12 protein-coding genes and 1 tRNA gene are annotated in these 11,207 nt (G+C 73.1%); 6 read left to right on the plus strand and 7 right to left on the minus strand.

Annotation, left to right across the window (positions count from 1 at the left end; genetic code table 11):
• The 3 genes from L1885_RS15495 to L1885_RS15505 all read left to right on the plus strand — a co-directional run.
• On the plus strand, nucleotides 1-987 hold a 987-nt coding region (locus L1885_RS15495; protein ID WP_235797700.1), incomplete at its 5' end, for an amidohydrolase family protein.
• 186 nt (nucleotides 988-1,173) lie between these two features.
• Nucleotides 1,174-1,833, plus strand: a complete 660-nt coding sequence (locus L1885_RS15500; RefSeq protein ID WP_235797701.1) for an SDR family oxidoreductase — start codon at nucleotides 1,174-1,176, stop codon at nucleotides 1,831-1,833.
• A gap of 247 nt (nucleotides 1,834-2,080) precedes the next feature.
• Entirely contained in the window at nucleotides 2,081-2,641 is a 561-nt protein-coding gene (locus L1885_RS15505) for a GyrI-like domain-containing protein (protein ID WP_235797702.1), read from the plus strand.
• A gap of 139 nt (nucleotides 2,642-2,780) precedes the next feature.
• Here L1885_RS15505 and L1885_RS15510 read toward each other — a convergent pair whose 3' ends face one another.
• The 3 genes from L1885_RS15510 to L1885_RS15520 form a co-directional block, all read right to left on the minus strand.
• Complete coding sequence (locus tag L1885_RS15510; protein WP_235797703.1) at nucleotides 2,781-3,812, minus strand: glycoside hydrolase family 64 protein; 1,032 nt, start codon at nucleotides 3,810-3,812, stop codon at nucleotides 2,781-2,783.
• Between the two features lie 336 nt (nucleotides 3,813-4,148).
• Nucleotides 4,149-4,922 (minus strand): hypothetical protein, encoded by a 774-nt coding sequence (locus L1885_RS15515; RefSeq protein ID WP_235797704.1) that lies wholly within the window; start codon nucleotides 4,920-4,922, stop codon nucleotides 4,149-4,151.
• An 80-nt stretch (nucleotides 4,923-5,002) separates the two neighbouring features.
• Nucleotides 5,003-5,084, minus strand: a tRNA-Tyr gene (locus L1885_RS15520).
• A 223-nt stretch (nucleotides 5,085-5,307) separates the two neighbouring features.
• On the opposite strand from L1885_RS15520, the gene L1885_RS15525 reads away from it, so the two are divergent.
• The 3 genes from L1885_RS15525 to L1885_RS15535 all read left to right on the plus strand — a co-directional run bounded on the left by L1885_RS15525 (nucleotide 5,308) and on the right by L1885_RS15535 (nucleotide 7,607).
• The gene (locus L1885_RS15525; protein ID WP_235797705.1) at nucleotides 5,308-5,796 is read left to right on the plus strand and encodes a YajQ family cyclic di-GMP-binding protein; all 489 of its coding nucleotides are present in this window, start codon (nucleotides 5,308-5,310) and stop codon (nucleotides 5,794-5,796) included.
• 582 nt (nucleotides 5,797-6,378) lie between these two features.
• Entirely contained in the window at nucleotides 6,379-6,909 is a 531-nt protein-coding gene (locus L1885_RS15530; RefSeq protein WP_235797710.1) for a methylated-DNA--[protein]-cysteine S-methyltransferase, read from the plus strand.
• Nucleotides 6,906-7,607 (plus strand): alpha-ketoglutarate-dependent dioxygenase AlkB family protein, encoded by a 702-nt coding sequence (locus L1885_RS15535; RefSeq protein ID WP_235797706.1) that lies wholly within the window; start codon nucleotides 6,906-6,908, stop codon nucleotides 7,605-7,607. The genes L1885_RS15530 and L1885_RS15535 overlap by 4 nt, the downstream gene beginning before the upstream one ends.
• Nucleotides 7,608-7,883: 276 nt before the next feature.
• On the opposite strand, the gene L1885_RS15540 is transcribed toward L1885_RS15535, so the two are convergent.
• From L1885_RS15540 to L1885_RS15555, 4 genes are all read right to left on the minus strand, one after another.
• A complete protein-coding gene (locus L1885_RS15540; protein WP_235797711.1) occupies nucleotides 7,884-8,156 on the minus strand; it encodes a GlsB/YeaQ/YmgE family stress response membrane protein in 273 nt (90 codons plus the stop codon).
• A gap of 237 nt (nucleotides 8,157-8,393) precedes the next feature.
• The gene (locus L1885_RS15545) at nucleotides 8,394-8,792 is read right to left on the minus strand and encodes a YccF domain-containing protein (protein WP_235797707.1); all 399 of its coding nucleotides are present in this window, start codon (nucleotides 8,790-8,792) and stop codon (nucleotides 8,394-8,396) included.
• A complete protein-coding gene (gene htpX / locus L1885_RS15550; RefSeq protein WP_235797708.1) occupies nucleotides 8,789-9,652 on the minus strand; it encodes a zinc metalloprotease HtpX in 864 nt (287 codons plus the stop codon). Before htpX ends, L1885_RS15545 begins: the two co-directional genes overlap by 4 nt.
• Before the next feature lie 146 nt (nucleotides 9,653-9,798).
• A partial coding sequence (locus tag L1885_RS15555) for an NADH-quinone oxidoreductase subunit N (RefSeq protein WP_235797709.1) occupies nucleotides 9,799-11,207 on the minus strand: 1,409 nt, incomplete at its 5' end.

The raw sequence follows: 11,207 nt of genomic DNA on the forward strand, positions 1-11,207 counted from the left end.
CCGGGCAGCGGAGCGGGCGCGGTGCCCGTGGCCGAGGACGTGCGGCGGCGCGCCACCGAGGCCGCCCTGATGCAGCTGGGCCACGGCGCCACGGCCCTGCGCTCGCACGTGCGGGTCGGCGGACCCGACCGGCTCGTCCGCCTCGACGCAGTGCTCCAGGCCCGGCTCTCGCTGCGCGGCCTGTGCGAGGTGACGACGGTCGCCGTGCCCGGGGTGCTGACGGGGCCGGCCGGGGCCGCCGGGCTCGCCGCGCTGCGGGACGCCCTCACGATGGGCGCGGACGTGGTGGGCGGACGCCCCGACCTCGACCCCGACCCGGCGGGCCACGTCGAGGCGGTGCTCGCCCTCGCCGCCGAGTTCGGCCGCCCCGCCGACCTGCACACGGACGCCGCGGACCCCGCGCTCCTCACGGACCTCGCGACGATGGCGGGCCGTTCGGACGGGACCGCCCTGACCGTCGGGCCGTGCGCCGGACTCGGCCGGCTGCCGCGGGAGGTCGCGGTGCGCGCCGCGGAGGCGCTCGCGACCGCAGGTGTGGCGGTGACCTGCCTGCCGCAGGGCGGCTGCGGTGACGCGGGGCCGTGGGGTGCGGCCCCCGTACGGCCGCTGCGGGCCGCGGGTGTCCGGCTCACCGCCGGCAGCGGCGCGCTGCGCGACGCGTCGAACCCGGTCGGGCGCGGCGATCCCCTGGAGGCCGCGTACCTCCTGGCCTCGCAGGGCGGGCTGGACGCGGCGGAGGCGTACGGGGCGGTGAGCACGGCGGCCCGCGCCGCGATGGGGCTGCCGGAGGTCCGCGTCGAGGCGGGCTTTCCCGCCGAATTGCTGGCAGTGCGCGGTGAGGGGCTCGCGGGCGTGCTGTCGCAGGCGTACAGCCGGATGGTGATCCACCGGGGGCGCGTGGTCGCGCGGACGAGCGCGGTGCGGGAGTACTGCGACTCCGACAGCGGCGCGAGCTCCGCCCTGCCGCGCCAGGGCAGACCGGGCTGACCGGGCTGACGGTACGGGCCGCCGCATCGCCCGGGCCCGGCCCCGTTCTGCCATGGCCTGGCCCTTTCTGGTCTGTTTCCGGCCTGCTCCGGCCTGGGGAAGCGAGCGTGTGCCGTCCCGAGGCGGGCGGTGCGGCGGCGTGTTGTCGTGGGGCGGGCGGCGCCTGGCCGACGTACCGTCGTCATCATGCGCACTGTCATCGCAGGAGGACACGGTCAGATCGCGTTGCGGCTCGAGCGGTTGCTCGCCGGGCGCGGTGAGGAGGTCGCGGGCATCATCCGCAAACCCGAGCAGACGGAAGACCTGCGGGCCGCGGGGGCGGAGGCGATCGTCCTCGACCTCGAATCGGCGTCGGTGGACGATCTCGCCCCGGCCCTGGAGGGGGCCGACGCCGTGGTGTTCGCGGCGGGCTCCGGCCCGGGCAGCACGGCCGCACGCAAGGAGACGATGGACCGCGACGGCGCCGTGCTGCTCGCGGACGCCGCCGAACGCGCGGGCGTACGCCGGTACATCATCGTCTCGTCGACGGGCGCGGACTCCTCCCACCAGGGCGACGAGGTCTTCGACGTGTACCTGCGTGCGAAGGGCGCGGCCGACGACGCGGTGTCGTCCAGGTCGGCCCTCGACTGGACGGTGGTACGCCCGGGCGCACTGACGAACGACGCCGGTACGGGCCTGGTGAAGCTGGCCGAGAAGACCGGGCGCGCCGAGGTGACGCGGGACGACGTCGCCGCGGTGATCGCGGAGCTGCTGCGGACGCCCGGGACGGCGGGCCTCACGCTGGAGCTGATCAACGGCACGACGCCGGTGGCGGACGCCGTGAGTTCGGTCGCCGGGAACCGCTGAGGCGTCGGCGCCGAGGCCGACGAGGGGCGCGGCCCGGGCCGGACCAGGACGGCCGGCCGACCCGGGCCGACGAGCGAGGAGCGCGGCTGCGGGCGCGGCCGGACGAGGCCGATCGGACGGGCTGACGAGGGTTCGGCCCGGACCCAGGAGGACTCTCCGGCCGGGCTGACCAGGATTCGACCCGTCGCCGGTGAAGTCGGCGCCCCAGCGGCGATGAGTTCTCGGCGTCCGCCCGGTCACTGCCTCCATGGAACAGGTGACGGACAGGAACGATGTCGCGACGGGGTGGTGGCCGCGCTCGCCGTGGCACCCCCGCGTCGTGACGCGCGCGAGGCAGCCGTACGTGGGCGTGCGGCGCCTTGTGACGATGGACACGGTCGGCGAGGTCGCGCGCCGGCTGCCCGAACTCGTCGGCTGGGTGGAAGACCGGGGCATGCGCCTCGCGGGGCCGCCGTTCCTGCGCTACCACTCCCTCGACGCGGTCGCGGAGATGGAGGTCGAGGCCGGCGTCCCGCTCGCCTCCGCGGAGCTGACCTCCCGGGCCACCGGCGACATGCGCGCGGGGACGGTGCCGGGCGGGCGGTACGCGGTCGCCGTGCACCTCGGCCCGCCCGCCGACCTGCCGGAGGCGACGCGCCGGATGCTCGAATGGGCGGATGCCGAGGGGCACGTCTGGGACATGACCGAATCCGGCGGCACGCAGCGGTGGGGATCGCGCACGGAGTCGTACCTCACGGATCCGCGGGAGGAGCCGGACCCGCGCCGCCACCGCACCGAACTGGCCTTCCGCCTGGCCGACCGCCAGTGAGACCCGCCGCCTCTCCGACGGTGGGCCTCACCGGCGGATGAGACGGGCCGCGGCCCCTGTCCGTACCGGGTCGGTACGGGCAGGGGCCGCTGTCGTCGCCGGTCCGGCGCGACGCCGTTCCGCCCGTCGCCGGCAGGGATCAGAAGCCGACGGCCACTTCGAGCCACTGCGGATCGGCGTGGGACACGAAGGAGGACTGGCCGGCCACGTCGTCGTACGGGAAGCCGTAGGCGAGACCGTTGATGCCGTGGTCGTGCCAGAACTTCGCGTAGTAGTTCGCGGGGCCCGACTTGTAGTACTGGCCGGGGTCCGACTGCTGGTCCTCGGGCAGCTGCGCCACGTGCCGGTTGAGGGCGGCGCACATCTGCGCGTTGTTCGCGAGGGAGCCCGCGCAGCCCGTGATGTTGGACGTCGACTCGTTCACGCCGACCGACTGCGCGTAGCTCGTGAAGTAGTCCGCGTACTTGCCGCCGTCCCGGAAGTCCGGCGAACTGCCGGGCGCCGGGATGCTGTACGGGGCCTGGACGTCGGCGAGACCCTGGAACTCGGTCGGCACCTCGCTCTTGAACTCCTGGAACAGGGCGTCCCTGCTCTGCTGGAAGACGTCGTAGCTGTCGCCGACCTGGACGTCGTAGCCGTCGCTCGCATGCAGCCGCATCGCCAGGGGCAGGGCCCAGGCGTCCACGCGGGTCGTGTTGCCGTTGAACACCCCGTCGCCGACGGTGAATTCGATGAAGTCCTGGTATTTGCTGTCCGGCGAGCCCAGGTAGAAGTACATCCGCCCGGCGGAGTTCGCCGGCATGTCGACGTAGGGCTGCTCGGCGATCGAGTGCTCCTCGTCGCCGAACTTCCAGTAGACCTGGTCGTCCGGGTACTGGCCGTTCGTACGGTTGAGGACCTTGACCGTGAGGACGTTCTGCGCGGGCGGGATGGAACTCGTGTCGCCCCAGAAGGAGTCGGGCGGGTTCTCGCCGGCCGTGGTGGCCGTGGTGGCCGTGGTGGCCGCGGTGGCCGAGTCCAGCGGCGCGTTCGCCGCGAGCGCCGTCGACGGTGCGGCGGTGGCCGCCGCGCCGAACAGGGCGAGCGCCATCGTGACGGCCGCGGTCAGGCGCGCGGCGGCCCGGCGGCGCGCGGGACGCGGCGCGGTGGGGGTCAGGTGTGTGGGGGGCATGTCTTCCTCCCTGGCTGCGGAGGTGCGAAGCGGACACGGCGGCCGCCCAGCCAGATGGCGGCCTCGTCCGACCTGGAACGTGGGCGCGCTCAGCACGACTGGGCTGCCGAGTGGGGCGGCGACCCGTGCTGAGAGCGCTCTCAGAGAGCCTTTACTTCTTGCATGGACTTGTCAAGAGATCAGCTCGGCCCGGGAGTTCGGCGGGACCGTCCGGGCAGGTCCGGCAACGCGGGTACGACTCCACGCGATTCCCGGCGGAAGGACCGGTACGGAAGGACCGGTTACGGTACGGCTCTGCGCGGCCCGATGCGATATGGCCCGGCGCGACCGGGCGGCTCAGTCCGACGCGGCCGGGTCCGCCACCGTACGGCCACCGTCGAAGACCGCCCGGAACTGCGGAAAGCGCTCGGCCCTCGGGTCCAGGAGATCGAGCAGCAGCACGAGCTGGCGCTGGATCTCCCCGAGGCGCGGCACGGCCGGCCCGGTGTCGGCGGCCAGGCCGTCCACGTCGTCCAGCAGGCGTCGGAACCAGCCGCGGAACGCCTCGTCACCGTCGAGCCGGGCACAGAACTCGGCGAAACCGAGGCACCGGCGCCGCTCGGGCTCGCCGTCGGGATGGACCATCAGCTCCCCCACCGCCCGCTGTTCGGCGCGGAAGAGGCGCAGCTCGTTGCTGTCCGGCGAGATCCTGCTGAGCGAGTGCGCGACCGCCGAGATCTGCCCCATCACCTTGCGGTTCGTGGCGGAGTTGCCGAGGTCGAGGAACTGGACGTCGCGCCGGAGTATCTCCACCCAGCCCAGGTACTCGGCGAGGACGAACACCGTGCTCCGCCGGGCGTATTCGGCCTCCTGGGCAGTCCCGGCCACGAGGAACGACGTCAGATAACCGCCGCGCTCCCCCGGTGCCCGGTCCACGGCGTGCCCGTTCAGGATGTTGAACAGCCTCGTCTGGAAGTCGTACGCGGCCCACGCGAGGGACGCGCCGTAGGAATCCATCAGGCTGCGCTGTTCCATGGTCCGCAGCCGCTGCTGCTGCCAGTACCCGAGGATCGCCGTGGCGAAGGCGCCCGCCAGTGCCACTCCCGCCGAAACCCACGAGACGACGTCCACGGCCGTTCCCCCTCGAACCGGTGCGGTCAGCGAAACGGCCCCTGAACCGCATCGCGCAGTTCAGGGGCCGTTTTTCCGCGTGGCGGCGCCAGGATTCGAACCTGGGTAGGCTAAGCCGACGGATTTACAGTCCGCTCCCATTGGCCACTCGGGCACACCGCCATGGGACTTGTCGCTTGCGCCGGGCTCACCTGGGCGAGACCCCGCTGCGACGTCGTAAACGATACCTGATCCCGAAGGGTGCTCCGCCACCGGATTGATCCGCACGTCCCGCACGGCCGGGTGGCTAGGCTTGCCCGGAGCGGTCGGTTCGAGTGCGGCCGTGACCGGGCGAGGCCACAGCCGACGCGCCGGACCCACACCGACATCAAGGAGCCACAAGGACATGGCCGACTCCAGTTTCGACATCGTCTCGAAGGTCGAGCGGCAGGAGGTCGACAACGCCCTCAACCAGGCAGCGAAGGAGATCTCGCAGCGCTACGACTTCAAGAACGTCGGCGCCTCGATCGCCTGGTCCGGCGAGAAGATCCTCATGGAGGCGAACTCCGAGGAGCGGGTCAAGGCCATCCTCGACGTCTTCCAGTCCAAGCTGATCAAGCGAGGCATCTCCCTGAAGGTGCTGGACGCGGGCGAGCCGCAGCTCTCCGGCAAGGAGTACAAGATCTTCGCCTCGATCGAGGAGGGGATCTCGCAGGACAACGCCAAGAAGGTGGCGAAGATCATCCGCGACGAGGGCCCCAAGGGCATCAAGGCGCAGGTGCAGGGCGACGAGCTGCGCGTCAGCTCCAAGAGCAGGGACGATCTCCAGTCGGTCATCGCCCTGCTCAAGGGCAGGGACTTCGACTTCGCGTTGCAGTTCGTCAACTACCGCTGACGCCACGCCGCCACCGCCGGCCCTGGCTCCCGCCCGGGCCGGGTGGCCATCGGCCCGGGCGTACCGTCGGAAGGCCGCCGCGCGCAACGGCCTGCGCGACCCCCGCTCATGCGGTGCGCTCGGGCCGGGCGGCGGCGGGGGCAGACGGCCGGGCGGCCAGGCCCTCGGGCGCGGGGCGGCCATCGGCCTGCATGTCCGAATACCGCCGGTCCCGTGCACCGGGGCGGGCCAGACTCGGGGTGAGACCGAGGAAAGGAGTCGGAGATGACCACGACCACAGGCAGCGGCCCGACCACGCCGACCACCGCACGCGGCACCGCCCCCGAGGCCCCCGCGTCCCCGCTCGCACCCGTTTCCCCCGGCGTGCCCGCCCCCGCCTCGGACGCCACCGCAGCGCCTGCCGCCCCCGCCGACTCCACCACACCCGCCGTCTCGGGCGCCCCTGCCGTCTCAGCCGCATCCCCCACCCCCGACGCCTCGCACGCCTCGCACGCCTCATCCGCGCGCACCGCCGCCCCCGGCTCCCCCTCGGGCGTCGACGCCGCAGGCGTGGAGCCCGCGGCTGCGGTGGCCGCGGGCCCGGTGGCCGCGGGCGCGGAGGCCGCCTACGTCTACGCGACCGTCGACAGCCCTCTCGGTGAGCTGCTGCTCGTCGGACGTCCGGCGGCGGACGCCCCCGGCGGCACGGCGCTCGTCTCGCTCTCGCTGCCCGGTCAGAAGGGTGCCGCCGTCGTGGAGGACGGCTGGGTACGGGACGACGCGGCCTTCGCCGAAATCGCCCGGCAGCTCGGCGCGTACTTCGCCGGCGAGCGCACCGGCTTCGACATCGCGTACGCCGACGGGCCCGGCGTCACGGACTTCCGGCGCCGCGTCTGGGAGGCGATCGACGCGATCCCGTACGGCACCACGACCACCTACGCCGGGATCGCCGCCCTGGTCGGCGCCCGCGGTGCCGGGGTACGGGCCGTCGGCTCCGCCATCGGCCGCAATCCGCTGCTCGTCGTGCGGCCCTGCCACCGGGTGATCGGATCGGACGGGGCGCTGCGCGGCTACGCCGGCGGTCTGGAGAGCAAGCAGCGGCTGCTCGGGCTGGAAGGCTCGCTGCCCGCATGATCGCCGAAACGGGTGCGGGTGCGACGGGCGAGCTGTTTCCCCGGCCGCGCGCGATCGTGGCCCCCGGCGCCGTGCACGTGCCCGGCTGGCTGACCCTCGAACGGCAACGCGAACTCGTGGCGGCCTGCCGCGCCTGGGCCGCCGGGCCGGTCCCCATGCGGCACACGCGCCTGCCCCGTGGTGGCGTCATGTCCGTACAGACGGTGTGCGTGGGCTGGCACTGGCAGCCCTACCGGTACACCCGGGCGGCCGGCGACGTGAACGGCGAACACGTCGTGGACTTCCCCGAGTGGCTGGGCGACCTCGGGCGCGAGGCGGTGGCCGCCGCTTACGAGGGCGTGCCCGGGGCGGAGTCGTACGCGCCCGAGCCGTACCGCCCGGACACCGCCGTCGTGAACTTCTACGACGGCACCGCGAAGATGGGCATGCACCAGGACAAGGACGAGAAGTCCCGCGCCCCGGTCGTCTCCTTGAGCATCGGCGACCGGTGCCTGTTCCGCTTCGGCAACACCGAGGACCGCGGTCGCCCCTACACGGACGTCGAGCTGGGGTCGGGGGACCTCTTCGTGTTCGGTGGACCGTCCCGCCTCGCCCATCACGCCGTGCCGAAGGTGTATCCGGGCACGGCGGCGGCCGGGACGGGGATGAGCGGCGGACGGCTGAACATCACGCTCCGGGAGACCGGCCTCGGAACGTGAGGTCCCTCCGCCGTCGGCGGGCAGGCCCGGGCGGCGGCGTCCGGCGGGCCGCAGCTCCCCCGGCCGGACGCGGCCGCGGGAGGCGACCCCGGGCCGGCGACCGCGCCGGATTCCCACTGCGGGACGGGACGGCCGCTCCGGCGGGCACCCGGCTCATCGACTGCCGAGTGCCGACTGCCGAGTGCCGTCCCCGAAGCGGGAGCCGAGGCCCCCGGCCCTCCCGTCGCCGCCTCGGCGCATCCCGAAGGGACGGCCGACGTCCGGCGACGACCGGCGTCAGCGGCGGTCGCGGGAGTTGCCGAACACCAGGCGGTAGGCGATCAGCAGGATTAGGGCGCCGCCGATGGCGGCTATCCAGGTCGGACCGTCGAAGAAGCTCTTGTTGATGGGGTGGTCCAGCCACTTGGCCGAGATCCAGCCGCCGAGGAACGCCCCGACGACACCGGTGACGGCCGTGCCGATGATGCCTCCCGGGTCCCTGCCCGGGAGCAGGACCTTCGCGATCGTTCCGGCGATCAGGCCGAGGACGATCCAGCCGATGATGCCCATGCCGTGCACCCGTTTCTTCTCCGTGCCCAGCGCACGTGGACACGTGCGCCGAGCCCTCTTGCTGCGGTGTTGTCCCCTCGGAAGACGCGGGACGGACGCCGCCCGGTTGCGCGGCGCCCGTGAACCTCGTGTGACCATCATGGACCGGGGCACTGACAATCCCCCCGCGCGGGCCGCACGACCGCCCCCCCGCCCCGGCGGCCCGTCACCGTTCCATCGGGGCGGCGGTGCCCTCTCTCACCAGCGCGTCTGGGCGAACGCCTGGTCCGTGGGGACGATCTCCTTGCCGAGCGGCATCAGCGACAGCGGGATCAGCTTGAAGTTCGCGAGGGCCAGCGGGATGCCGATGATCGTCACGAACAGCGCGATGCCCGTGAAGATGTGCCCGAGCGCGAGCCACCAGCCCGCCAGGACGACCCACAGCACGTTCCCGACCAGGGAGCCGGCGCCCACGTCCTGCCGGTCGATCGCCGTGCGGCCGAAGGGCCACAGCGCGTACGTCCCGATACGGAACGCCGCGATGCCGAACGGGATCCCGATGACGGTGATGCACAGCAGCACGCCGGCGGCCAGATATCCGAGGAACATCCAGAAGCCGCACAGCACGAGCCAGATGATGTTGAGGATTGTCTTCATGATCTCGGACCTGCCATCTGTTCGAGGCGAGCGATGCGTTCGGCCATGGGCGGGTGCGTCGAGAACAGCTTCGAAAAGCCCTGTCCCGGCCGGAACGGGTTCGCGATCATCATGTGGCTCGCCGCTTCGAGGCGCGGCTCGGGCGGGAGCGGGAGCTGCTTCGTGCCGGCGTCCAGCTTCCGCAGGGCGTTGGCCAGCGCTTCCGGGTCGCCCGTGAGCTGCGCTCCGGACGCGTCCGCCTGGTACTCGCGCGAACGGCTGATGGCCAGCTGGATGACGGACGCGGCGAGCGGCCCGAGCAGCATGATCATCAGGAAGCCGGCGATGCCGGGGCCGTCGTCGTCGTCCGAGCGGCCGATGGGGATCAGCCAGGCGAAGTTGACCATGAACAGCACGACGGAGGCCAGTGCCCCGGCCACGGACGAGATCAGGATGTCGCGGTTGTAGACGTGGCTCAGCTCGTGTCCGAGCACCCCTCGCACCTCGCGCTCCGTGAGGATCTGCAGGATCCCCTCCGTGCAGCACACGGCGGCGTTGCGCGGGTTGCGTCCGGTGGCGAACGCGTTCGGCGCCTGCGTCGGCGAGATGTACAGCCGCGGCATCGGCTGGCGGGCCGCGGTCGAGAGCTCCCGCACGATCCGGTAGAGCTCGGGTGCCTCGAATTCGCTGACGGGGCGCGCGCGCATGGCGCGCAGCGCGAGTTTGTCGCTGTTCCAGTACGCGTACGCGTTGGTGCCGAGTGCGACGAGGACGGCGACGATCAATCCCGTACGGCCGAAGAAGCTGCCGATGACGATGATGAGCGCGGACAGTCCTCCGAGGAGTACGGCGGTCCTCAGCCCGTTGTGCCGGCGGTGCACGGTAGGCCCTCCAAGTCCTGCGGCAGGGGAACCCTTCGCTTTTGCTGCTCCACTCCTTACAAGTGGACCCTTCCGTACTGGTCAACGCCAGGCGGGAGAATCCGGTTCCCACTCTCCGCGGGGCGGGGCGGCCGCGCCGTGCCCGGTCAGAACAGGTTCATGTCGGTGAACCGGAGGACCAGCTGCGGCGCGCCCGACAGGGCGATCCCGGCGAGCGCGGCCAGCGCCACGGCGGCTACGACGGGACGCGGAGCGCGCGCCTCCTCGACGGATGCCGCAGGCGCCGGGAGCTCCGGAACGGCTCCGTGGTGGCCCGCACGCGCCGGAACGGCCCCGTCGTCGCCCGCGGGCGCCGGAACGGCCCCGTCGCCACCCGCGGGCGCCGCTACGGTCCCCGCCCGTGCCGATGCGGCTTCGCCGCCGCCCGTGGGCGCCCCCTCCGGCGTGCGGAACAGCAGCGCCGCCCAGCGCAGGTAGTAGTACAGGGCGCAGGCGACGTTCGCCGCCATCACGGCCGCGAGCCAGCCGAGGCCCGCCCCGACGGCAGACGAGAACACCGTGACCTTGGCGAACAGGCCGATGATGCCGGGCGGCAGCCCCGCCAGGCAAAGCAGGAAGAAGGCCAGGGCGAGCGCGGCGAGCGGGCTGCGGGCGTAGAGGCCGCGGTAGTCGCCGATCCGGTTGAGCGGCCTCGTACGGGTGACCAGGACGACCACGCCGAAGGCGCCGAGGTTCACGGCCGCGTACATCAGGGCGTAGGCGACGGTCGACCCGACGCGGCGCTCCCCGCCGTATCCGGCGGCGGCGATGGGGACCAGCAGATAGCCGGCCTGGCCCACGGACGACCAGGCGAGCAGCCGTACGGCGCCCCGGGCGCGGGTCGCGGACTGGCGCAGGGCGGCGACGTTGCCGACGGACATCGTCGCGGCGGCGAGCACGGCGAGGGCCGGAGCCCACAGGTGCGCGTACGGCGGGAACGCGACCACGGCGACCAGGATGAGGCCGGAGAAGCCGACGGCCTTGCTGACCACGGAGAGGTACGCGGCGATCGGTACGGGCGCGCCCACGTAGGTGTCGGGCACCCAGAAGTGGAACGGCGCCGCCGCCGCCTTGAAGGCGAAGCCGACGAGGGTCAGCAGGACCCCGGTCTTGGCGAGGACCTGCAGCTGCCCCGGAACGTGGGGCAGGCCGGACGCGATGGCGGTGAGGTGCAGGGTTCCGGTGGCGCCGTAGACGAAGCTCACGCCGAGGAGCATGACCGCGGTCGCGGCCACTGACGAGAGGAAGAACTTCAGGGCGGCCTCGGCGGACAGCCGGTCGCCGCGCCGGATGCCGACGAGCGCGAAGGCCGGCAGCGAGGCGATCTCCAGGGCGACGACGAGGGTGGCGAGGTCGCGGGAGGCGGGGAGCAGGGCTGCTCCGGCCGCGGAGGACAGCAGCAGGAACCAGTACTCGCCGGGGAGGCCGGACACGCCGTTCGCTTCGGCCCGGTCGTCGCCGGCTGCCGTCGGGGCGGAGCCGGGCCGCCGCCGCGCCACGGCGGTCCGGGCGGGGG

The sequence above is a fragment of the Streptomyces fuscigenes genome (assembly GCF_021556455.1).
Taxonomy (GTDB): Bacteria; Actinomycetota; Actinomycetes; order Streptomycetales; family Streptomycetaceae; genus Streptomyces; species Streptomyces fuscigenes.